25 protein-coding genes are annotated in these 21,874 nt (G+C 41.5%); 7 read left to right on the plus strand and 18 right to left on the minus strand.

The genetic code is table 11. The annotated features are described in order from the left end of the window. Positions 1-39: 39 nt before the first annotated feature. From PUQ00_RS15520 to PUQ00_RS15555, 8 genes are all read right to left on the minus strand, one after another. Positions 40-456, minus strand: a complete 417-nt coding sequence (locus PUQ00_RS15520) for a putative toxin-antitoxin system toxin component, PIN family (protein ID WP_300418129.1) — start codon at positions 454-456, stop codon at positions 40-42. Next, positions 446-673, minus strand: a complete 228-nt coding sequence (locus tag PUQ00_RS15525) for a hypothetical protein (RefSeq protein WP_300418131.1) — start codon at positions 671-673, stop codon at positions 446-448. Before PUQ00_RS15525 ends, PUQ00_RS15520 begins: the two co-directional genes overlap by 11 nt. Before the next feature lie 14 nt (positions 674-687). Beyond that, on the minus strand, positions 688-2,022 hold the full coding sequence (locus PUQ00_RS15530) for a restriction endonuclease subunit S (RefSeq protein ID WP_300418134.1): 1,335 nt from the start codon (positions 2,020-2,022) through the stop codon (positions 688-690). After that, complete coding sequence (locus tag PUQ00_RS15535; RefSeq protein WP_300418136.1) at positions 2,022-4,238, minus strand: class I SAM-dependent DNA methyltransferase; 2,217 nt, start codon at positions 4,236-4,238, stop codon at positions 2,022-2,024. The genes PUQ00_RS15530 and PUQ00_RS15535 overlap by 1 nt, the downstream gene beginning before the upstream one ends. 289 nt (positions 4,239-4,527) lie before the next feature. Further along, positions 4,528-5,649: a geranylgeranyl reductase family protein gene (locus PUQ00_RS15540; RefSeq protein WP_300418213.1), complete on the minus strand. Its 1,122-nt coding sequence runs from the start codon at positions 5,647-5,649 to the stop codon at positions 4,528-4,530. Positions 5,650-5,832: 183 nt separating this feature from the next. After that, the gene (gene frr / locus PUQ00_RS15545; RefSeq protein ID WP_300418140.1) at positions 5,833-6,381 is read right to left on the minus strand and encodes a ribosome recycling factor; all 549 of its coding nucleotides are present in this window, start codon (positions 6,379-6,381) and stop codon (positions 5,833-5,835) included. Beyond that, positions 6,368-7,096 carry a UMP kinase gene (pyrH, locus tag PUQ00_RS15550; protein WP_300418143.1) on the minus strand — a complete coding sequence of 243 codons (729 nt, stop codon included), beginning with the start codon at positions 7,094-7,096 and terminating at the stop codon, positions 6,368-6,370. Before pyrH ends, frr begins: the two co-directional genes overlap by 14 nt. A gap of 71 nt (positions 7,097-7,167) precedes the next feature. Beyond that, positions 7,168-7,722 (minus strand): thioredoxin family protein, encoded by a 555-nt coding sequence (locus PUQ00_RS15555; RefSeq protein ID WP_300418146.1) that lies wholly within the window; start codon positions 7,720-7,722, stop codon positions 7,168-7,170. Positions 7,723-8,187: 465 nt separating this feature from the next. Here PUQ00_RS15555 and PUQ00_RS15560 point away from each other — a divergent pair, with 465 nt between their 5' ends. Further along, positions 8,188-9,087, plus strand: coding sequence for an alpha/beta fold hydrolase (locus PUQ00_RS15560; protein WP_300418148.1), 900 nt, complete (start codon positions 8,188-8,190; stop codon positions 9,085-9,087). 38 nt (positions 9,088-9,125) lie between these two features. Here PUQ00_RS15560 and PUQ00_RS15565 read toward each other — a convergent pair whose 3' ends face one another. Both PUQ00_RS15565 and PUQ00_RS15570 read right to left on the minus strand, forming a co-directional pair. Beyond that, the gene (locus PUQ00_RS15565; protein WP_300418151.1) at positions 9,126-9,608 is read right to left on the minus strand and encodes a hypothetical protein; all 483 of its coding nucleotides are present in this window, start codon (positions 9,606-9,608) and stop codon (positions 9,126-9,128) included. Positions 9,609-9,676: 68 nt separating this feature from the next. Continuing rightward, complete coding sequence (locus PUQ00_RS15570; protein ID WP_300418153.1) at positions 9,677-9,856, minus strand: hypothetical protein; 180 nt, start codon at positions 9,854-9,856, stop codon at positions 9,677-9,679. A gap of 128 nt (positions 9,857-9,984) precedes the next feature. Here PUQ00_RS15570 and PUQ00_RS15575 point away from each other — a divergent pair, with 128 nt between their 5' ends. The 3 genes from PUQ00_RS15575 to PUQ00_RS15585 all read left to right on the plus strand — a co-directional run bounded on the left by PUQ00_RS15575 (position 9,985) and on the right by PUQ00_RS15585 (position 10,998). Beyond that, complete coding sequence (locus tag PUQ00_RS15575) at positions 9,985-10,362, plus strand: hypothetical protein (protein ID WP_300418156.1); 378 nt, start codon at positions 9,985-9,987, stop codon at positions 10,360-10,362. A gap of 133 nt (positions 10,363-10,495) precedes the next feature. After that, positions 10,496-10,735, plus strand: a complete 240-nt coding sequence (locus tag PUQ00_RS15580; protein WP_300418159.1) for a hypothetical protein — start codon at positions 10,496-10,498, stop codon at positions 10,733-10,735. Beyond that, on the plus strand, positions 10,732-10,998 hold the full coding sequence (locus PUQ00_RS15585) for a type II toxin-antitoxin system RelE/ParE family toxin (RefSeq protein ID WP_300418162.1): 267 nt from the start codon (positions 10,732-10,734) through the stop codon (positions 10,996-10,998). Before PUQ00_RS15580 ends, PUQ00_RS15585 begins: the two co-directional genes overlap by 4 nt. 374 nt (positions 10,999-11,372) lie before the next feature. Here PUQ00_RS15585 and PUQ00_RS15590 read toward each other — a convergent pair whose 3' ends face one another. Then, positions 11,373-12,074, minus strand: a complete 702-nt coding sequence (locus PUQ00_RS15590) for an SEC59/DGK1/VTE5 family protein (protein ID WP_300418165.1) — start codon at positions 12,072-12,074, stop codon at positions 11,373-11,375. Between the two features lie 61 nt (positions 12,075-12,135). On the opposite strand from PUQ00_RS15590, the gene yidD reads away from it, so the two are divergent. The 3 genes from yidD (at position 12,136) to ychF (ending at position 13,939) form a co-directional block, all read left to right on the plus strand. Beyond that, entirely contained in the window at positions 12,136-12,372 is a 237-nt protein-coding gene (gene yidD, locus PUQ00_RS15595; protein WP_300418168.1) for a membrane protein insertion efficiency factor YidD, read from the plus strand. Positions 12,373-12,616: 244 nt separating this feature from the next. After that, entirely contained in the window at positions 12,617-12,802 is a 186-nt protein-coding gene (locus tag PUQ00_RS15600) for a hypothetical protein (RefSeq protein ID WP_300418171.1), read from the plus strand. 45 nt (positions 12,803-12,847) lie between these two features. After that, positions 12,848-13,939 carry a redox-regulated ATPase YchF gene (gene ychF / locus PUQ00_RS15605; RefSeq protein ID WP_300418174.1) on the plus strand — a complete coding sequence of 364 codons (1,092 nt, stop codon included), beginning with the start codon at positions 12,848-12,850 and terminating at the stop codon, positions 13,937-13,939. Positions 13,940-14,305: 366 nt separating this feature from the next. On the opposite strand, the gene PUQ00_RS15610 is transcribed toward ychF, so the two are convergent. The 7 genes from PUQ00_RS15610 to PUQ00_RS15640 form a co-directional block, all read right to left on the minus strand. Continuing rightward, the gene (locus tag PUQ00_RS15610; RefSeq protein ID WP_300418177.1) at positions 14,306-15,295 is read right to left on the minus strand and encodes a hypothetical protein; all 990 of its coding nucleotides are present in this window, start codon (positions 15,293-15,295) and stop codon (positions 14,306-14,308) included. 411 nt (positions 15,296-15,706) lie between these two features. Further along, entirely contained in the window at positions 15,707-15,814 is a 108-nt protein-coding gene (locus tag PUQ00_RS15615; protein WP_334739324.1) for a DUF4351 domain-containing protein, read from the minus strand. A 304-nt stretch (positions 15,815-16,118) separates the two neighbouring features. Beyond that, positions 16,119-16,250: a hypothetical protein gene (locus tag PUQ00_RS15620; protein ID WP_300418180.1), complete on the minus strand. Its 132-nt coding sequence runs from the start codon at positions 16,248-16,250 to the stop codon at positions 16,119-16,121. A gap of 18 nt (positions 16,251-16,268) precedes the next feature. After that, complete coding sequence (locus tag PUQ00_RS15625; RefSeq protein ID WP_300418183.1) at positions 16,269-17,180, minus strand: hypothetical protein; 912 nt, start codon at positions 17,178-17,180, stop codon at positions 16,269-16,271. Between the two features lie 479 nt (positions 17,181-17,659). After that, positions 17,660-19,429, minus strand: coding sequence for a GTPase HflX (gene hflX / locus PUQ00_RS15630; protein WP_300418218.1), 1,770 nt, complete (start codon positions 19,427-19,429; stop codon positions 17,660-17,662). Positions 19,430-19,647: 218 nt separating this feature from the next. Then, positions 19,648-19,902 (minus strand): UPF0175 family protein, encoded by a 255-nt coding sequence (locus PUQ00_RS15635; RefSeq protein ID WP_300418221.1) that lies wholly within the window; start codon positions 19,900-19,902, stop codon positions 19,648-19,650. Positions 19,903-20,002: 100 nt separating this feature from the next. Further along, positions 20,003-21,583 carry a tetratricopeptide repeat protein gene (locus PUQ00_RS15640; protein ID WP_300418186.1) on the minus strand — a complete coding sequence of 527 codons (1,581 nt, stop codon included), beginning with the start codon at positions 21,581-21,583 and terminating at the stop codon, positions 20,003-20,005. Positions 21,584-21,874 lie beyond the last annotated feature (291 nt).

The raw sequence follows: 21,874 nt of genomic DNA on the forward strand, positions 1-21,874 counted from the left end.
CTTCATGAAGTATAAATATATTCCAATATAAACGTGGAATTAATCAATGGCTAGAAAGTCTCTGGGAGTAATAATCTGGTTTTGATATTCGGCTAAAGCCTTGAGTGATAAAAGGTCTTGATCTCCTGTGATTAAGAATTCTGCGTTGGAATCTTTAGCAAGTTCTAAAAATTTGTTGTCGTCTGGATCTCTACAGGTGTTTATTTGAGATTTGATTTCTATAAATTGACTGTATTTTTTAACTACATCCAAAAAATCTTGTTGGTCTTCATCTGAGATATATTTATCGAACTTACGTTTGTAGATTCGTGTGTTTAATTCTTGATAAGTTTCATCGCTTTGAGCAATAAAGAATTCTTTATAGGCTTTATCTAGGGCTTTACGGGCTGTTCCATCTGGACTTAGGGCAGCGCTAAGTAAAACATTTGTGTCAATGACAATTAGTTTATGATTCATCGGCGAGTAATTCTTCTAGAGTTTCTTCGGTTAGTCCTTTGGCTTGAGCATTTCTGCCGATTCTGTCAAAAACACTAAGTAAATCTTCATCTTTATTATTTGGAGATTTTTTCTTTATTTCCTGAATGAGTTGTTCTTGTTCTTGTGCTGTCAGTTGTAGGACAAGATTAAGAATTTGCTCGAAGGTTAGAGGGAGTTGATAGGTTTTTTGAGTCATGGTGCCTTTTCGGGTTAGGGGATGGGGACTTGGCGTACATCTATTTTACCTGTGACGGCGTTGGTGATGAGGGCGGTGCGATATTCTTTTAATCGTTCAATGGCTTTTTTAATTTGGGCTTTTTGTTGGTCAATATTTTGAAGTTCTTTATCTAAAAATTTAGTTATCTTAATTTGTTCATCTAGAGGAAGAATAACTGTAAATAAATTGCTTATTCTTTCAACATTTAGATTTAATTGTGTATTTAAAACAGCCGTTGACAAAAATTGCTTCTTCATAGAACTAAAAAGATAGTAAAGAAAAAATATTTCTGTCATCTTTGATGGAAGAAAACCAACAATACTATCAGGGAAACAAGCATTAAAGTTTAAAATTGCCATGTCTCCTATATTTGCGGCAATTGTCATTACAAGTGTTCCTGAAGGAAACTCTTTACTTACTGCATAACCATTATCATTTAGTGTCTGTGTATATTCCATAATAAATTTATTGGCATTTGCAACATCACCTGTTTGTATAAAAGGATATTGACCATCATAGAATCTAGGATCATTTCTTGGTCTATGAGTAAATTTTCCACGCAAGATTTTAGTTAAATGTTTAACTTTTATTACTTCCCAGTGCTTTGGAATTTCGCCCAGCCACTCAACCCCAGAATCTTTCATCGGGACACTTGGATCTAGTCCTTTGGTGACAGCGTGACTGATGAAGGCGGTGCGTTTTTCGTCGAGTTTTTCAATGAGGGCTTCTTTCTTGGCGATGAGGTCGTCTATTTGTTTGGTTTTATAGTCGAGGAAGTGGGCGATCGCTTTCTGCTCATCCAGTGGCGGAAGGGTAGCCCAAAACTCTTTAATTTTGTCTAAGTGTAAATTAGTAACAGTATTCGATTTAGCACCAATATTAATTTGTGTTTCTGTAAGTTTCCCCAACAAAGAATATTGCAAAAATTCAATGTTGACTTTTGGTTTTATAACCTTAATTAGACATAGACTAACAAAAATACTAAAATCAAAATCCCAGTCAACAATTCTAGGAACTCCTATTGTTCCATTTTTAGAGTAAAGTAAATCTCCTTTTTCTGGTTTGCATCTGATAGATAATGTATTGTGTTCCTCTTCGGGAATAAATTTAATATTGTTCATGTTAATAGAATTATTTTTCGCCTGAACAATATCAGTAACTCTTAAAAATGGTATTCCTTCATTAACATAAGTTGGAGTAAAATGTGCGCCATCAATAATTTGATTGGTTATATGTTTGAGTCGAACAGCTTTCCAATGTTCAGGAATCGCCCCCAACCACTCAACGCCAGAATCTTTATACTTTTCATAACCCTTATACTTACCCATTACACTACCTCCCCCAACATCGCCATAATGTCCAACTCCAGTGATTTAATATCATTCTCAATCTCATCCAGAGGGCGAGGCGGCTGATACATATAGAAATGACGATTTAACGGAATCTCATACCCCACCTTAGTTTTAGAAAAATCAATCCAAGCATCTGCTACATGGGGTAAAACCTCGGCCTCAAAATACTTCTCACAATGTCCCTTTACTAAATTAATCAACTCATCTGCGCTTGCATCCTTGTCATATCCCAACGGTAACGGCAATGTAATATCATCCGGTAAAGGTACAATTTCTGTATCTCGCAAATTACTATCCGGTTCAGGATTCCCCTTCTTATCCCGACAGATTTCCGCTTCTGGATCAGCCTCACCCAACGCTGCTAAAATCGCCCTGATCACCGGCTCTTTCAACTTTAACCCCGCATTCTTTAACACCCGCTCTAAATCCCGCATAAACTCAGCACGGGACATATACAGGCGATTACCGTCCAGACACCGCAAAGCATCTAAAATCTGATTTTGAAGACTTTCACCCATCTCCATTTCTAACTGTTGCACTTTTTCATCCTTACGCTTCTTAGTCGTCGCTAAATTCTGAAACGCCGTTTGTTCCCACAACCGAGCTACCCGCTCCTCACTTGCCTGAAAATTTAACCTTAACGGACGCTCCACTGTAATTTTGAGAAACCCAAACTCTTGATTATCAAAAATCTTTGAGCAAATCTGCTTTTCTATCTGCCCGTCTGATTTCACCTCACTGACACCATTCTGCTCAAAGTCTCCATACAGTCGCACCAGTTCCGCAATATGCTCCGGTGATAATTCATTGCGCTTATTACCAAGACTCTTTTTCATTTTCTGAAAATGGTGCGTCCCATCAACAAGCTGAACTTTTCCCTGACGATGCGCCGCTTTCTTATTCGTCACCAGCCAAATATAAGTAAAAATCCCCGTGTTATAAAACATTTGGTCAGGTAGAGCAATCACCGCATCAAGCCAGTCATTTTCAATAATCCAACGGCGAATATTACTTTCACCACTACCCGCATCCCCTGTAAACAAAGGCGAACCATTAAACACGATCGCAATCCGAGAACCATCACCTCCTGACTCTGGGGAAGCGTGCATTTTCGATATCATGTGTTGCAGAAACAACAGCGAACCATCATTAATTCGAGGTACACCAGCCCCAAAACGCCCCTTAAATCCTAAATTGTCATATTCATCTTTAATAAAATCCTCTTCTGTTTTCCATTCCACACCAAAGGGCGGATTAGCAAACATATAGTGAAACTGTTTATCAGGATGACCATCACGGGGTAAAAAATTATTACTTTTGCTTTTGGCGTTTTTTATTCCCAAAGTGTCGCCAAAAACAAGATTGTTAATCGGTTCATCTTTTATCAGCAAATCAGAACAGCAAATCGCATAGGATTCAGAATTATACTCTTGCCCAAATAACCCTAAATTTGCTTCCAGGTTTTGTTTCTTAATATGTTCTTCCGCTACCGAAAGCATTCCCCCTGTTCCTGCTGTGGGGTCATACACTGTCCGATAAATCCCTTGCTTAAAGATATCCTGCTCGTCACAGAAAACCAGATTCACCATCAGCCGAATTACTTCACGGGGCGTAAAGTGATCTCCCGCCTCTTCGTTTGCCTGCTCGTTAAACTTTCTCACCAGTTCCTCGAACAGATAGCCCATTCGTAGATTAGAGAGTTTCGCTGGAGATAGATCAACTTCAGGACTATTGATCGCCTTCATCACCTCAAACAGACGGTTAGCTTCATCTAACTTCTGGATTTCATTATCAAACTCAAATTTCTCAAAAATATCCCGTGCCAGAGGCGAAAACCCATTGATATAAGCTCTAAGATTATCCGCAAGCCCCTCAGAATCCTCTAGTAATTTCTGAAACGTAAATTCACTGAGGTTATACAATGGCTGTTGGCGATTACCCCCAATTGCTACCTTAGCGATCGCCTTCTCAAAAGCGTCACCCTCTAAACCCATCGTCTCAAACTTGGCCTTGGACTCAAGGACAGCTTGTTTAGTAGGTTCTAGAACAGAATCTAAACGACGCAATACAATCAGAGGCAACATCACCCGGCGGTACTGGGGTGGACGGTAAGGGCCTCGGAGTTTGTCGGCAATGCTCCAGATAAAACCGACTAACTCTTGATTATTAGAATTTTCTATATTTGTCACCATAGGAATTTTGAGTAATAAAGTTAGATTGATTTATTTGCCAAAGAGTTAGCATCTGTTTTTTAACTATGATTTTCTTGCCGAATTAAAGCTTGTTCTACTAAATCAGGGTTTTGTTCAAGCTGGTCTAGAATTAAAAAAAATATTCAACCAATGATCGTAGGGTATATTACCGCGACAGCGTAACGCACCTATTATCTGTAGGCGGTGCGTTATGCTTAATTACGACTATTGAGAAAACTCAGCACAGGTTAAACCTTAGCTATCCGCTAACGGAAGTCAGCCCTCTTGATTAACCCCCAAAACCAGGGATTAAACGCTTAAGGGCGCGACCGGCAACGTCGCCATAGCGCAGTTCTCCGCACAGAATCTTACCCATGATTTGGGCACCGGAGGGGCGCTTAACACCAACTTTGTAGCCAATGCCTGGAAAGCGATAGAATGCTCCACCTAATTTTTGCGCCCAAGCCATCTCAGTACCCCATTGTTCATTAATGTCTTCGGTATATTTTTCTAAAGCGTTAGTGTCACCAGAAAGAGCCTGATTAATAGCTCCTGCTGCAATCAAACCGCTAAAAATGGAAGGGCGAATGCCTTCTGCTGTCATTGGATCAACTACACAAGCAGCTTCCCCAGCCAAAACTGCATTTTGAGTATGCAACTTTTGGTTGCCATCCCACAAGCAAAGGGGATAACCATACTGCTTGCTAGTTTTGATATCTACATTAAACGATCGCGCGTACTCATCTAAAATCTTCTTAAAGTCCTGGGGTTCACCGCCGATAAATGTACCAACACCAATGGAATAACCATCAGCCTTTGGGAAGTTCCAAATGTAGCCATTTTTCACCAAGCCAAACTCGAAATGAATTGTCGATTTGTCCTTGACAGTTGCGAGAACTTCTGCTTCCAAGGCTCCTGCTAAACGGCGTTTACGTTCTTTGAAGCCTAGCCATTTTGCCATTGACCCTTTAGCCCCATCAGCCGCGATTAGGTAGCGACCTGTAACGGGCCCATTGGCTGTGTTTACTTGCCAATAGTCACTTTGAAACTCAATACCCGTTACTTCAGTATTATCTCGTAGTTCAGCCCCTTGCTTCTGTCCTTGCTGTACTAGGAAATGGTCAAAAATATCTCGTCGCACCATCCAGACTGGTTCTTTTGTGGCGATTTTTGCTTCCACGGGGTCGCCCAATTTCCAGGTAAAACGAACGGAGTCGGCTTTCACAGAAATCGCTGGGCTAAAATCAAAGTCAAACCATTGAGCGATCGCTGGAGATACACCACCGCCACAAGGTTTATATCTTGGCAGGGATTCTTTTTCTAACACTAATACTGAGCGACCTTGCTTGGCTAAATGATATGCAGCTGTTCCACCAGCTGGCCCAGCACCGACGATGATGCAGTCGTACATATGGCTGAATTTTTGCTTCTGAATTAGTTTATTTTCTATTGAGTAGGGGCAATTCATGAATTGCCCCTACTTTAATTATTCACGCCCACTTACTTGATCAATTTTTTTTAGATACTTAAGAAATGATAAAGGCTGAAGAATTTCTCGATCATCCTTCAGCCTTTATACTTCAGACTTTAGACTTTAAACAGTCGTGATGTCTTTTTCTTTTTCTGCCAGCAATTCGTCTATTCTGCCACTGTATTTGTTTGTCAGTTTTTGCAGTTTGTCTTGCTGATCCCGTGCTTCATCTTCAGGAATTTCGGCATTTTTTTCCTGTTTGCGAATGAAGTCTATGGCATCGCGGCGGATGTTGCGAATAGCAACACGACCCTCTTCAGCATACTTGGATGCCATTTTGACGAATTCTTTACGGCGATCGCTCGTTAAGGGCGGAATATTCAGCCGAATCACGGAACCGTCATTACTGGGGGTTAAACCGACATCAGATAGAGAAATCGCTTTTTCGACTATATTTAAACTGCTGCGATCGTAAGGTTGAATTAAGATCGTCGTGGCATCCGGCGTGCTAATGTTTGCCAGTGATTTCAACGATGTAGGCGAACCGTAATAGTCCACCGATACCTTATCTAATAGACTCGCATTGGCGCGACCAGTGCGAATCGTGTTAAAAGCTCGTTGAGTTGCCTCAACGGTCTTTTGCATCGTACTTTCAGCTTCAGCTAATTTCACAAGAACCTCCCACAAGGGTGCCGATGGATTCTCCCAAGACTGCTCGGTGGATGTTACCTCGCACCGTTAGATCAAATACCAGAATTGGGATATTATTTTCTTTACACAATGCGATCGCAGTACTATCCATCACCCGCAAATCTTTGGTTAAAACGTGTGCGTAGGTGAGGCTATTGTAACGCTTGGCATCAGGAAAAATATGAGGATCAGCATCATATACTCCATCTACTTTGGTGGCTTTAAAAATCACCTCGGCATCAATTTCTGCGGCTCTTAATGCCGCAGTAGTATCTGTAGTAAAAAAGGGATTTCCAGAACCAGCACCAAAAATTACCACCCGTCCTTTTTCAAGATGACGGATGGCGCGACGACGGATATACGGTTCTGCTAATTCTTGCATAGCGATCGCAGTTTGCACCCGCGTCTGTACCCCTATACGTTCCAGCGAATCTTGCAGCGTCATCGCGTTCATTACCGTGGCAATCATCCCTATGTAGTCAGCGGTTGCCCTGTCCATCCCCGCCGACGCCGCTTTGACACCACGAAAAATATTGCCACCACCAACAACGATGGCCATTTGAACTCCAGTGGCGATCACCTCTGCTAATTCTTGTGCTATTCCTTTGACCACTTCTGGATCAATGCCATAGCCCATGTTGCCCATTAAGGCTTCACCGCTCAGTTTGAGTAAAACCCGTCGGTAATTCGTTCCCATGAAGTTCCGCTTTATCAAAAAAGTTGCAATTGCCTCCAATTTAAGATAGCAGTTAGAGGGACTATCTATGTCTAGTTACGCCAAATCAATGTAGTACCTATTGGTTCTGTTTGTGGTATATCTATTTTTTGACCTTGAAGCAGAGAAGCGATCGCAGTTCTCAAATAATCCTCTCCCACCGATGATGGGTCTTGGGGATGATCGTCAATTTGACCTTTGTAGCGTACTATACCATTAGTGTCTATGAGAAAGGCCATTGGTGTTTTTGTAGCACCAAAACTGCGGGTCACATCTTGGGTCGAGTCCCACAGGTAAGGGAAATTTAAGTCATGACCGAGGGCAAAAGCTTTCATATTTTCCAAGCTTGACCTAGTGTTGCGATCACTATTACTACCATTGACGCCAATTAGTGTAAAGCCTTCTGGGGCAAATTCGGCTTGAATGTTTTTTAATCTGCCTAGATACCAGTCTACATAAGGACAGTGGTTACACATGGAAATGACACCGACTGCTCGGAACTTTTCAAGATAACGCCTGAGATGGTGTACTTGATCATCAATTCCTGGCAGTTCAAAATCTGGTGCGTAACTTCCAACAGGAGTATCAATTGTTTCTAATAGATTCATGTTTTCTGGCTCGCAGAACTAGGAACAAGAAAAATATTGTTAAATTCAGCGTCAGTTTCCAGTTGCAAACCACCCCTTAGCCGATGCCTCATATTCGACAATCTTATAGACTCGCATTGGCTGTCGTAAATTGTGAAACTACTGAATCTAGCCCTAATGCTAATTCCCTCACATCTAAAAACAGCAAAAACATTACTCATATTACAAAATTTATGATTCCTAATACTGACATAATCTAAGTTGTGAGTAAATTACCTCTTTGAACAAGATGAAAATCTATACTGGATAAAACTATTAGCTTGATGCTAGTGTTATCAGCCTAAAAGCTTTCGTGGTGTACGTCTAAGCTATCACTAAAGCAAAGGATTTACTTTAAAAATCTGATAAATTTTAGACAAATTCCCAACAATTTTACTTGCGTCTTGCTGCTGAAAGGCTTTTACCCTTGTTTTGATCAAATTTCTTATGACAACCTTAAGTTCCAAAACAACACTTAACTCTACAAAAACCTGGATTTGGCAAGATTTCCCAATCTGCTATCAAACCCAAGGAACCACTGGGCCAGCTGTTGTCCTCGTGCATGGATTTGGCGCTTCTTGGTGGCATTGGCAGAAAAATATTCCCGTATTAGCGGAAAATTGCCGTGTTTATGCGATCGATTTGATTGGTTTTGGCGCTTCGGCTAAACCTCAACCGGGTGAAAAAATTGCCTATACACTAGAAACCTGGGGACAACAAGTGGCAGATTTTTGCCGCGAAGTTGTAGGTGAGCCAGCTTTTTTAGTTGGAAATTCTATTGGCTGCATTGTAGCCATGCAAGCAGCAGTAAACAACCCAGATATTGCCTTGGGAGTTGCTTTGCTCAACTGTTCTTTACGGCTGTTGCACGATCGCAAACGGGTAACTTTACCTTGGAGTCGTCGTTTCGGAGCGCCTCTACTGCAACGCCTGTTGTCTATTAAACCAGTTGGTGATTTCTTTTTCAATCAACTCGCCAAACCGAAAACAGTGCGGAAGATTCTGCTGCAAGCCTATGCGAATGCTGAGATGGTGACAGATGAGTTGGTAGATATTCTCACTTCACCAGCAAGTGATCCGGGGGCTGGAGCTGTTTTCCTTGCCTTTACTTCTTATTCCACAGGGCCACTACCAGAAGAACTTTTACCACTGTTAGCCTGTCCGGCGATTATCTTGTGGGGAACGGCTGATCCGTGGGAACCAATCAAGTTAGGTAGAGAATTAGCTAACTTTCCGCAAGTAGAAAAGTTTATTGCTTTAGAGGGAGTGGGGCATTGTCCGCAGGATGAAGCGCCGGAGTTAGTCAATCCGATTTTACTCGATTGGATTTTGGAGCGATCGCGGTAATCATCTGTGAGGGGTTAGAATAGAGTAAATTTTGTCAATCATCTCAAAAAAACACTTGAATACTGACTATAAACAATAAAGACGACAATTCCAACGAAAATAAAGAGGACTAAAGTAGCTATTAAACCACGATGTCGAGAGACAACATCAAGAACTACTAGTAGCCAGAATAAGGCAATCTCAACTGCGCTAGCAATGAACACAAGTCTGAGATTTATTTCAATTTTTGCAGCCTGTAAACCGAATAAAATACGCCTTGCTAAAGAACTGCCTGGAGAGGACGATATTATTAGCTGCGACTGTACCAAGTTAACTAATAACCAAATAATTACTATGCCTCCCATTACTGTCAATACAACAGCTAGTCCTTTAAATAATCGATTTATAAGCATCATTTTTTGCTCATAGAAGAAAATTTTGACATAATGATAAGTATTGTTAAGTTCAAAGATATCGTCCAATTTCCTTTCTAAATCTAAAATATAGTCCGATATCTTCGGTGCGTTAGGACTAGCGTCCATAACGCACCCTACAAAATTAAAGCTTTTAATTCACATTAGGCGTGAAGTATTAGTCCAAAAACTTTTAACTACTTCTCCCTATCTTCATCTAGTGCTTTTTGGATAGCTTGGCGACAAAATTCAGGAGGGTCATCCTTAGCCTTTACCTCTTCCTTCATTTCCTTAGTGACACGGAAGTTTAATTGTTCGCTTAATTCCTTGCTTGGTTGGTTTCCAAAATTTTCAGGTTTCCCCTTAGCTTTAGCCATTTATGTAGAAACGTAAATATAGCTTGAAGTCGATGTTAACAACGGAATAGAGTTATTAATCGGTGAGTACTTGCCTGGAAAACTTGTAACTCACCGATACCACTTTTACAAATGGGTAATTCTATTTTATGTTCACAAGGTCAGAACTCGAAATCAAAACCACTGCTGAGTTAAGGGACTTGTGTAGGCGTTACGGATTGAAGCCTACTGGGAATGGAGGGTATAAGACTAGTTGGATTGTTACCTTGATGGCATTCCCACAGATAGCACTCGCGCAACTAAGACAAGGAAGAGGGCTAAAGTCCCCAGGCTTTAGCATTACTCAATTTCTTGAAGGGGTGGTAGATGAGATGAACTCACCCACTGATGAGCAAGCGGCGCTGATTAAGCTAACAATGGAGGGCAAGGCTATGCCCTACCCTGACCGATACGACCAAGAGAGCCTGCTTAACTTGCATAGAGCTAAGATACACCTTGAAATGGCGATCGGGCTGCTAAACCAGTAAATCAGTTTACGACCTTAACGCACCTAGTCCCCAGCATCCTAAGCCTGGGGATTTTTTTATGTTTATTTCTCTACGTCTAGGCGAAACTAGAGACGGTGGCAGAAAAAGTCAAACCACGCTCGGATGATTAAAAATGAAACCAGCACACGAAAGAGAACAGTTAATTAAAGATATCAACGTACTGCTACATCAAGCTTATGACAGTACTTTAGATGAAATTCACGCACTCTTAAAAAGAATCGATGATGTAGACGACGAAGAAGACTTAAAAGCCATTAAAGAAGCTAGGGAAGATATACGCATTAATGGCACTGAGTCTTGGGATGAAATTCAAAACGAAATAACAAACAAAATAAACAAGGATGTTGCGTGAGTTACGAAGTTAAATTTTCAAAGGGTGCAAAAAGGCAGTTTAGGAAACTACCTCTAGACGTACAAGAGCGTATACAAACTAAAATTAACGAATTGGCAATAGAACCACGTCCAAACGGTGTTAAAAAATTGCAATGTGATGATAATTCATATCGTGTTCGAGTAGGAGATTATCGAGTTATTTATGAATTAGATGACGATGTTTTGATAGTAACTGTAATTAAAATAGGACATCGTAGCGAGATTTATAAAGATGAAAGTTAGCACAAGTCAGTCAAACTAAGACGCATCTTTAAATGGCGAACGGACTGCTAAACCAGTAAATCAGTTTCGTACCTAGTACTTTGTCAAGTTAGTAATGAAGAGTTTGTAGTAAGGACTAAAGTCTTTACTACGAAATTGCTTACCCGTATTGGACTCAACTCAGAAGCGCTATATTTATTAACTAAGGAACGTGAATTAAATAAAATGCAAAACTTCATCTTGTATCTAGCTACCCTCTCCAATATATCGGAGAGGGATTGAGGGTGAGGTAAGCCAAGGACATAAATTATATGTTATTTAATTCTTATTCCTAACGATAAATTTTTGGCGCTATCTCTTATTTGCTCAATGAGGAATAGTACTCAAGGCAATTACTAACTCAAAACTAACTGACTTAAGAAGAAAGCAAGGGCTGCACTGCCCAAAGGAACTGTTAAATTGTCAATACCCAAAAATGAAACAGCTTCTAAAGCAGTAGCTATAACTGCCACTATCAGCGATATCGCCCAAGTTTGCCAACTGTTTCCTTGAGTTCCAACTAAAATCAAACTACAGACGAGATAGCTAACAAACATCATAGTTAGGGAGCCTTCCCAACTTTTTTCTGTCCCAAAAACTTTATACTTATGTTTACCAAAGCGTTGCCCAATCAAGGCTGCTAATCCATCTCCCCAAGTCATTACCAAAATTCCTAGTGCTGCGTACTGGGGTTGTTGCAAGTACCAAAACCAGGCAACTAAAATACCAAAACTGACAGAGTAAAAAAATGTCCCTAAACTTTGGCGTCCAACGCTATTAATACCAGGAAGAATGGGTAATCGATAGGATAATAAGGTGATTGCACTCGCTAAAATTGAAGCTGTAATCCCTACACTGGCGGGAATATCAAGCCACCAAGCGATTAAAATTACATTACCAGTGCCAATATGAACTATCTTCCGCACGATTTCTGGCTTGTCGGCGAAGCGGTTTACCACCCACGCAATCACGAGGATGAGTAACACCCAGATTGCAGCCAACGCAATTTGCAGCCATAAAACCGGAATTGAGGTGAAGTCAGAAAATGTAATTAACAAAGATGCAACAAAATGAAAATTTTTACCTCTGTTACTAATTTATAAGATTTGGGTAACTGTAATGAAATTATTATTGATTTGGCTGATTCGGGGCTACCGAATGTTTATCTCGCCGTTGTTTCTCCCGACTTGTCGCTTTCAACCAACTTGTTCGATGTATGCCATTCAAGCCATTGAACGATTTGGAGTGTTGCGTGGTAGCTGGATGGCAACTCGGCGGATTTTGCGCTGTCATCCGTTTCATCCAGGTGGTTACGATCCAGTGCCAGAGGTGGTAGAAAAGGTAAAAGAGCAGTAGTTTTGTGCAAATGGTGGCAAATTGAGGGGTGAAATTTAAACGCATAGGTGCTTCTCTACGAGACGCTACGCGAACGCCTTCCCGCAGGGTAGGAGCGCGGAGGGAAGCGCAGAGGGACGCAGAGAATGAGAAGAGCGGTAAATTATTAAAGGATGTGTTCGTGAGTATAGCTATTTAGGGAGATGTCAACAGATGAGGTTGTCATCTACCGTGGGAACGTTGAATAATTTAATTTAGACTTACGATGATTAATCCCACTGCGATTTCTATACCAGAACCACAAATTCCCAATCCTGGGCCGAACCCCTTACCTAGTCCTGAACCTGTACCGGGGCCAGCGATTCCTCAACCTGTACCAGAACCGGTACCTGCTCCCATTCCTCAGACAGTTCCAGGGCCGATTCCCCAAACCATACCGGAACCTGTTTAGATTAACTTGGTAATGTAATCCAAAATCTCAAATCTAAAATCCAAAATGCTAAGAGCCGGAATTGTCGGACTTCCCAACGTCGGAAAATCTACTTTATTTAATGCTGTAGTTGCTAATGCTAAAGCAGAAGCGGCTAACTTCCCTTTTTGCACGATTGAACCGAATGTCGGCGTTGTCGCAGTACCGGATGAACGGTTAAATGTTCTTGCTAAGATTGCCAGTTCAGCACAAATTATCCCGGCGCGGGTCGAATTTGTCGATATTGCGGGTTTAGTTAAAGGTGCAAGTCAGGGTGAGGGACTAGGGAATCAATTCCTGTCCCACATCCGGGAAGTTGATGCGATCGTCCATGTGGTACGTTGTTTTGAGAATGACGATATTATCCATGTTGCTGGTTCTGTTGACCCAGCGCGAGATATTGAAATCATTAATATAGAACTAGGTTTATCAGATTTATCACAAATTGAGCGGCGAATTGACCGCACTCGCAAACAAGCTCGTACCAGCAAAGATGCACAGTTTGAAGTCTCAGTTTTGGAAAAATTAGCTGCGGCTTTAAATGAGGGTAAATCGGTGCGTCAGGTGAGCTTGAATGAAGAAGAAACAGAAATAATTAAAGGACTGGAACTGCTCACTTATAAACCGATTATCTACGCTGCTAATGTATCTGAGGATGAGTTAGCAACTGGTAATGATTTTGTGGAAACAGTGCGGCAAATTGCAGCGACAGAAAATGCTCAAGTTGTAATCGTTTCTGCCCAAGTTGAAGCGGAATTAGTGGAATTACCAGAGTCAGATAAAGCTGATTTTCTTGCGTCTTTAGGTGTGGAAGAAGGCGGTTTAAAATCATTAATTCGTGCAACTTACATGCTTCTAGGCTTGCGGACATATTTCACCTGCGGCCCCAAAGAAACCCGTGCTTGGACAATTAATGCTGGAATGTCTGCACCTCAAGCTGCTGGTGTAATCCACAGTGATTTTGAGCGGGGATTTATTCGCGCGGAAACTGTCGCTTATAAAGACTTGGTAACAACTGGTTCGATGAATGCTGCCAAGGAAAAAGGGTTGGTTCGCAGTGAAGGGAAAGAGTATGTTGTGCAGGAAGGGGATGTAATGTTGTTCCGATTTAATGTGTAGGAGTAATATCATGTCCTGCTGATTGCTTATCAAAAAACCTCACCCCCTGCCCCTCTCCTTGGTAAGGAGAGGTGTTTCTGAGGCGGAGTGAGGTTCAGAAATTAGAAGTATAGCGCTTCTCAGTTGAGTGCAATACAGACCTAACCCCCAGCCCCTTCCCTTGTAGGGAAGGGGAGTCAGATTCAAAGCCTCTCTCCTAAAAGGAGAGAGGTTAAAGTGTATTATTTCCATTCGAGAACCGCTATAATCATGCGGACTTGATATAATCAATGAGTGGTCGTTATCAATAAGATAATGGTCAACGTAGACCAAGTTGCGATTGTTGATAAAAAGGGAGATGAAAAATTTGCTACATAAGTTGAATAACTATTTGCAATTAACGAAGGTCAATTTAGGAAAAAACTCTAAAGCGGCACATGACACTAACATGGGATCTTCAATCGGAGGATTCGTCTTTGCAACAATGTGAGTAGCAGTAACTTCTTTGAGAGTCCAATTAAAATCTTCTTTTCTATTATGAGCAATACTTTTAACATGAGTGTAGAAATATTCGCCACGAGCTAAACGATTAGAACCTTGCTTTGTATAACAAGCATAAGAATCATGTTCAGGAGGTAAAACTTTATTATCTTTTGTACCTAAAATTATTGTCATTGGTATAGTAAATGTTTTTTTCAAATCTACAGATGATAGTGGGTCTCCAGTTAGTTTCTTCAGACCACAGGGATATTCCCTATTTTCATCGGGAATTGTATACGAACCTGCCTCAGCAGCCACAGCCTTTTGGATATGTGCATGGGGCATAAAGATGACCATTCGATGTACGAACTGTGCGCCCGCAGAGTGACCATATAGATAGTAAGTATTAGCCTTTACTTTCGTGGTTATTTTGACAAAAGTAAAGATATTTTCAATTTCAGTAAATGCCCATTGGTTTCGAGGATTTAAAATCTTTAAATCTTTTGTAAACATATTGCCTAGATTATACCCTACAGCTTTTGGAAACCGCTTTTGTTCAAACCGGGGAGCAAGTAAAATAAAATTCGTATGCTGCTCACTGTTGTATTTATAAATCTTTCTCCAATCATTTCGATAATCTTGAGCGTTGCGTTTTTCACCGTGCATAGCAAATAAAACTTTAGTATTTTCCTGCAATGTATCAGGTAAATAGTAGTAAATAGGAATATAAAAATTACCAGATTTCACTTTGTAAAGAAAACACCCTTCTCCTTTTTTCATAAATTGCAAATTACAACTATTATCTGAAGATTTTAAGGCGTAATCAGAGGCATTAGCAACATAAGTTGAATAAAAACATAAGAATACAATTATAATAAAAACGAGCCACTTTTTCATAATATAAAAAATCTTAAAAAGCCGATATTTTTTACTTGTTTACTATAAAACCTTCAGTCTGATACTAACGGAATTGAGACAAAAATTAAACTGGGTTCAACAGTTTGCGATATATCGACGTAAACCCCAAGTGTTTAAGGCATCCCACTATCACGCTGATTATCATCAACCTAATTCATAATTAAAAGCGCTCTGTTAGCGCAGCCTTAGCGACGCAGGAGCGTCAGTTTGTAAGAGAGGGTTTGTACCCGGTGCTTCGGCGTGAGCGCTCAGTCGAACGGCTTAAATCCCCCTATTCAACACAATTATGAATTGTAAAAATGCTGCGATCGCCATAAATAAATTGACAAAAAACTCAATGTATGTGTATTGATGCTTAAGGAAGTTGCTAGGCGATCGCAAATAAACCAGCTAAGATGCTTCCTCGTGTTCTAACCAAGCTGTCATATCTGCTATTGATGAAAAATCTAGCAGCGCCAAGGCTAATACTTCCAGTCGTTCTAAGCTTAAAATCGAAATGCGTAGGTGTAGTCCGCACTTCTCTACGAGACGCTGCGCGTAGCTTGCTTCCCCGTAGGGATACGACTTGGCTCAGTAACCACCGCAGGTAGCGCTTTGAATTTGCGATAACTGCCCCACTGGTTACTCTAACTGACGCAGGACAGATCGTCCTTGCTCTTGCCACCTCTGCTTGCAGGTCGAAGCATTTATGATTGCAGATCGCAACAGTTAAGCAATGATATGTACGAAGTCACCATTGTCGATTGTGTAATCAGTCAAAAGTTGACTGGTAAACGTGCCATTTCCATTCGAGAGATAATACTTACGCTGTGAGGATATTGTCAGTAGCATATGCGCCTTTTTCTTGGCGAATGAAGTCATCTTTGCCGTCACCGTTATAGTCTGCAACAATGATATTAACGAAATCACCTTTCTGGATTGTGTAATCAGTCAAAGGTTGGCGAGCATTCCTTCAGCTACTTCCACCCACAATGTATACATAAGAACCCAAATTCTCGTCATCTGTACCAACAACCACACCACCTTCTGCACCAGGAACAAGTTCTATACCTTCAATTTTGTGGTAGTTAGAGCGGTAGAGGGGAACAAATTGAGTATTTTGTCGCCAGACAATTTTGTTACCATGCAATCCCAAGTAACCAGCGACATACACAGCTGACTGAAATGGGCCATCATCTCCGGCATCACTTGCTGAGGTGATGTACACAATTCCTACGGGGTCTACTTTAATATCTGAAATATGGCGAACATTGCCTGATGGAAATGGTACTTTTAGATTGCCAGAACCTGCGAGGGTAATTTGATATTTAGCCAAGTCCAACACTCCCCAAAAAATAGTTGCTGGTTGTTTTCTTTCACCTCGATGTGCCCAAATAGCAACTAATTTGCCGTCTATATTTTGTAATCCAAATGCTTCAAAATTATTTCCTTGAATAATTCCTGGTAGATTAAATTCCTTGAGAACCGAGATGGTTTTGTTGACAGGCTCTAACCTGATGTAATACGCTTTTCCAGAACTGCTTAAAGCGATAAAAGAGGATTTTGTTTTCTCTGGAACAGATGTTATGGCTTCTAAGTCGATAGGCAATTCTATGTTATTTGGCCAGTTTAATGGGAAATATTCAGGTTGGTTCTTACCCTTAATGCTGATGATTGCTAAACGACCTTGGTTTTTTTGTTTGTTGTCATGCACAATCATAAAATCGAGCGTATAGCTTTGCTGCTCTATCAAAGCTATACCACTGATACCGAAAGGGATACCACCGCGAACCGGACGCCAATCTTGCGCCCAAACTTGCTGGGATATGAGTAATAATCCACTCAAGACTACTACATTGATGATTAACCTGAGAAACCGAGGCATATTGATTTAGCTAAGCTGTGAGTATCGGTAAGAGAAGTGTGTTAGCGGATACTCAATCATATCAACAAAGCAGCATTTTGTACTCACAGCTATCAGGTTACTTACGTATCAAAATTATAATTTTGGACTTTGACAAAATGTCTTCTTTTATACTAATATTTTAAGTACGGAGTGTGGGTTTTAAATAATTTTCATTAATCAATCAATTTGTATAAAAAATTCGTAATTCACTTCACGATAAAAGTTGATGTTTTTCCATACATTCCACGATATATCAGGATGAAATGAAGAGGGGAAGGCGATTTAGCCTTCCCCAAAGTTAAAAATTTAGGAAACTAATATAATATACTGACGCTGAATTCGCTACTCAAGTTTTAACAAAGTATGTTCAGTTTAATTCCCCAGCAAGACAGGCACTTCTGTTTTGATGCCTAATTAAAATCCCCGTCACAAAACGTAATTGCGAATTGCGAATTGGTTTAACCACAGTCAACGGCGTATTCAATCAGCTGGGCAAGACGCTGACGTAGGGTTTCTAATCCCAAGCGCTGACTCGCAGAAATAAACACCGCTAAGGGAAATTCTTCCCTAGCTAAAGCTAGTGTCTCACTATCGGCTTGATCAATCTTGTTAAAAATAACCAGCGCCGGCCCAGGAGTTATTGGCATTTGCGCCAAGATTTCTCTGACTGAGCGAATATGACGCAACCAAGCTGGGTGAGATAAATCTACTAAATGTAGTAGGGCATCGGCTTCTGTGACTTCCTCTAAGGTGGCGCGGAAGGCATCCATTAAAGATGCAGGCAGTTCGTGTATAAACCCTACCGTATCTGTAATCAGAATTTCCTGATGTTCATTTGTTTCGCCATAAGGAATCACCAGGCGGCGGGTGGTAGGATCGAGGGTGGCAAATAACTGGTCGGCTGTATAAACTTCTGCATTCGTCAGAGCATTCAGCAAAGTGGACTTGCCAGCGTTGGTATATCCAACCAAAGCCACCGAGGGAACTTCCCGATGCTGTCGTCGCTGTCGTAGCCGTGAACGATGTGCCTGCAACTGGTTCACTTCTTTTTGCAGTCGGGAAATGCGCTGCCCAATGGCACGGCGTTCAGTTTCCAGTTTGGTTTCACCAGGGCCACGAGTCCCAATACCACCACCCAATCGGGACATCGTGCGACCTCTGCCAGCCAGTCGCGGCTGCATGTATTCTAGCTGTGCTAGTTCTACTTGCAACTTCCCAGCACGCGACTGAGCGCGTTGGGCAAAGATATCCAAAATAACTTCGGTACGGTCAACCACCCGGATACCAATTTGCATTTCTAAGTTGCGGACTTGAGAGGGTGAGAGGTCGCGGTCAAAGACGACGAGATTAACTCCTAGTGTTTGGGCAGTTAGGGCAATTTCTTGCACCTTACCTTCACCAACTACGGTTTGGGGATGAATGCGCGATCGCTTTTGTTGTATTGTCTGTAATACGTCTCCCCCAGCAGTATCAACTAAACGCGCCAATTCCACTAGGGTGTCTTGGAATTGTAGGGGAGTTATTTCACTGGTCATCACCCCGACAATCAGCACCCGATCGTGGTCAGCATCTACTTCCTGGGCGATAAATTCGCGCTGGAATTCCGCTTCCAGATTTTCCACCAAGTCTACTAAATCTTGTTCTGCCAGATCATCCAAGTCCAGAGGTGGCGATATATTCCAACTTGGGGATTGGATTTGTTTAGAGTGAGCGAAGCCGAATTGGCTTTCCTCTAATTTGACAGCAGCAGGACTAGGAATCAGGGTGCGAGACTCTTGGGGTGTCAGATGAGCTAGATAAGCTTCTTTGACATACCCAGTCGCACCGCCTCCCCGCCGTGTAAATCCTGTTCCGGTAATATTTAGGACAACTAGAGCATCTAAGCGTTGCAGTGCCATAGCCGTGAGCGCCGATTCATTGGGCGGTTCTGTCTTCAGATGGGTGGCAATACAACGAATACCACTGAGTCGTTCTGCACCGTAACGGGGTAATTCCAGGGGTGGAATTTGCGTTTGACGCGGTGTGCCTACCCCGACGCGAATCACTTGTCCGCGACGATTAATGTAGGCGCACACAGGCTGATTGACTTCTGTGCTAATTGCTGCCAGACGCTGGGAAAAGTCAGATGTGGTGATGCGATCGCCTGGTATGCGCTGGTGATACAGCCGCTGTAGTTGTTTCAGCTGGCTGGACTTCAAACCTTGGAGATTTCCAAAAATAGTTTCTATAGGCGTTTTTGACCAGTTAAATGGCCCCCCGAATCCTTATATGTCTATTTTACAACAGGGTTTAGGCTCCTATCTCTCTCCTTTGAGGGATGCGTTATGAATTAGTTCACGGGGATATTGATTTGAGCCTATGGCGGTTCTGAGTTGAGTTCAATAGAGACCTAACCCCCAACCCCTTCCCTACTAGGGAAGGGGAGTAAGATTCAAATATATTAGTTTCAAGCATTTGCTAAATCAGATATAAGTTCCTCTTCTGTTAAATCAATCATCGCTACACCATAACGATGTAAATTAAGTAAAAAAGTTACCCTATCTATACCTGCTAATTGTGCAGCTAAACCAGAAGAAATGCGTTTCATTTCAAATAGTTTAACTGCCATCGCTATTTTTGCTTCTTGTTCAAACTGTTCTCGCGTTTGCTGCAAGGCATCTGGTAAAGTTTCTGGATAGTCAATTTTAAGTTGTGACATAATTTTATCAGGATGATCGCTTTGAATTGAAGTCGTCATAGTTAATATTTTCAGTGCGAGTGTGAAGGCGATCGCTAAATTAATCACTACATTAGTTTAGTTTTTATAGTGGTAATTGAATCAAGGCTTGAAAGCGTTCATCTTCGCGGATACTATCAAAATCTGAGTTGGTTTTTGCCCATTCACGGCATTCATCAGGACTTAGATTAATTGCTTGTTGTAGATTTTCCAGCGCCTGCTCAATATTACCTTGAACGGCATAACAGCAAGCTTTGTTGTACCAAGCTTTGTGGTCATCTGGTTTAATTTTCAGTGCTTGGTCGTAGGATGCGATCGCTTCTTCAGTGCGTCCTAAATTTCTTAGCGCAATGCCGCGATTGTACCAAGCTTGGTCTTTATCTGGTTTAAATTTCAGTGCTTGGTCGTAGGATGCGATCGCTTCTTCAGTGCGTCCTAAATTTCTTAGCGCAATGCCGCGATTGTACCAAGCTTGGTCTTTATCTGGTTTAAATTTCAGTGCTTGGTCGTAGGATGCGATCGCTTCTTCAGTGCGTCCTAAATTTCTTAGCGCAATGCCGCGATTGTACCAAGCTTGGTCTTTATCTGGTTTAAATTTCAGTGCTTGGTCGTAGGATGCGATCGCTTCTTCAGTGCGTCCTAAATTTCTTAGCGCAATGCCGCGATTGTACCAAGCTTGGTCTTTATCTGGTTTAAATTTCAGTGCTTGGTCGTAGGATGCGATCGCTTCTTCAGTGCGTCCTAAATTTCTTAGCGCAATGCCGCGATTGTACCAAGCTTGGTCTTTATCTGGTTTAAATTTCAGTGCTTGGTCGTAGGATGCGATCGCTTCTTCAGTGCGTCCTAAATTTCTTAGCGCAATGCCGCGATTGTACCAAGCTTGGTCTTTATCTGGTTTAAATTTCAGTGCTTGGTCGTAGGATGCGATCGCTTCTTCAGTGCGTCCTAAATTTCTTAGCGCATTGCCGCGATTGTACCAAGCTTGGTGTAAATCTGGTTTAAATTTCAGTGCTTGGTCGTAGGATGCGATCGCTTCTTCAGTGTGTCCCAAATCAGCTAGCGCAATCCCCTGGTTGTACCAAGCATAGTGGTCATCAGGTTTAATTTTCACTGCTTGGTTGTAAGATGCGATTGCTTCTTCAAAGCGTCCTAAATTTCTTAGCGCAATGCCTCGCCAGTCCCAAGCATAGTGTTTATCAGGTTTAAATTTCAGTGCTTGGTCGAAGGATGTGATCGCTTCTTCAGTGCGTCCCAAATCAGCTAGCGCAATCCCCTGGTTGTACCAAGCTTCGTGGTCATCTGGTTTAATTTTCAGTGCTTGGTCGTAGGATGCGATCGCTTCTTCAGTGTGTCCCAAATCAGCTAGCGCAATCCCCTGGTTGTACCAAGCTTGGTGGTCATCTGGTTTAAATTTCAGTGCTTGGTCGTAGGAGGCGATCGCTTTTGTATAATCTTGTCCACTATAATGCAAATTTCCCAGTTCAAACAGTAATTCTGCTTGGCTACTAGTTACTTGATAATTTTCTGCAAGCAATTCCTGAATTTCTAGTATTTTTTGAGTTCTTTCTTTTGGTGTTAGGGTGAGATATTTTTCATAGTCTCCATCCTGGAGTATACGTGATGATTCCTGCTTGAGAGTTTCTGCATCAATAGGAAAGTCAAACAACCCCGAACGCCAGTCAAAGAAGTCTGGGGCGCGTTGAATAAAATATTTAATAGCAAATAGAGGTAGAAAGAAAACAAAACAAATATTAAAGCTATCTCTAAAACGTTCTCGCTGTTGATTCAGGTTAATTAAAACAGGCGGTACACTCTTCCAACTATATGAATAAATATCTAGCCCTAAAATTCATTAGTGAAGTTCTGATACTCGTTGACTAGTAAGTAGTTAAACAGAATTACAGCGTATTGCAGGTAAATGAAGTACACGGGTAGGGGCACAACATGTTGTGCCCCT

The sequence above is a fragment of the Nostoc sp. S13 genome (genome assembly GCF_029379315.1).
Taxonomy (GTDB): Bacteria; Cyanobacteriota; Cyanobacteriia; order Cyanobacteriales; family Nostocaceae; genus Nostoc.

What these genes read in the sequence shown, in the direction of transcription:
- PUQ00_RS15525 (WP_300418131.1), bottom strand. Translation starts at nt 673, where the DNA reads ATGACTCAAAAAACCTATCAACTCCCTCTAACCTTCGAGCAAATTCTT.
- pyrH (WP_300418143.1), bottom strand. Translation starts at nt 7,096, where the DNA reads ATGGGAACGAATTACCGACGGGTTTTACTCAAACTGAGCGGTGAAGCC.
- PUQ00_RS15555 (WP_300418146.1), bottom strand. Translation starts at nt 7,722, where the DNA reads ATGAATCTATTAGAAACAATTGATACTCCTGTTGGAAGTTACGCACCA.
- PUQ00_RS15580 (WP_300418159.1), top strand. Translation starts at nt 10,496, where the DNA reads ATGAAACCAGCACACGAAAGAGAACAGTTAATTAAAGATATCAACGTA.
- PUQ00_RS15560 (WP_300418148.1), top strand. Translation starts at nt 8,188, where the DNA reads ATGACAACCTTAAGTTCCAAAACAACACTTAACTCTACAAAAACCTGG.
- PUQ00_RS15530 (WP_300418134.1), bottom strand. Translation starts at nt 2,022, where the DNA reads ATGGGTAAGTATAAGGGTTATGAAAAGTATAAAGATTCTGGCGTTGAG.
- ychF (WP_300418174.1), top strand. Translation starts at nt 12,848, where the DNA reads ATGCTAAGAGCCGGAATTGTCGGACTTCCCAACGTCGGAAAATCTACT.
- yidD (WP_300418168.1), top strand. Translation starts at nt 12,136, where the DNA reads ATGAAATTATTATTGATTTGGCTGATTCGGGGCTACCGAATGTTTATC.
- PUQ00_RS15610 (WP_300418177.1), bottom strand. Translation starts at nt 15,295, where the DNA reads ATGAAAAAGTGGCTCGTTTTTATTATAATTGTATTCTTATGTTTTTAT.
- PUQ00_RS15535 (WP_300418136.1), bottom strand. Translation starts at nt 4,238, where the DNA reads ATGGTGACAAATATAGAAAATTCTAATAATCAAGAGTTAGTCGGTTTT.
- PUQ00_RS15625 (WP_300418183.1), bottom strand. Translation starts at nt 17,180, where the DNA reads ATGCCTCGGTTTCTCAGGTTAATCATCAATGTAGTAGTCTTGAGTGGA.
- PUQ00_RS15575 (WP_300418156.1), top strand. Translation starts at nt 9,985, where the DNA reads ATGTTCACAAGGTCAGAACTCGAAATCAAAACCACTGCTGAGTTAAGG.
- PUQ00_RS15600 (WP_300418171.1), top strand. Translation starts at nt 12,617, where the DNA reads ATGATTAATCCCACTGCGATTTCTATACCAGAACCACAAATTCCCAAT.
- PUQ00_RS15570 (WP_300418153.1), bottom strand. Translation starts at nt 9,856, where the DNA reads ATGGCTAAAGCTAAGGGGAAACCTGAAAATTTTGGAAACCAACCAAGC.
- PUQ00_RS15520 (WP_300418129.1), bottom strand. Translation starts at nt 456, where the DNA reads ATGAATCATAAACTAATTGTCATTGACACAAATGTTTTACTTAGCGCT.
- PUQ00_RS15565 (WP_300418151.1), bottom strand. Translation starts at nt 9,608, where the DNA reads ATGGACGCTAGTCCTAACGCACCGAAGATATCGGACTATATTTTAGAT.
- PUQ00_RS15540 (WP_300418213.1), bottom strand. Translation starts at nt 5,649, where the DNA reads ATGTACGACTGCATCATCGTCGGTGCTGGGCCAGCTGGTGGAACAGCT.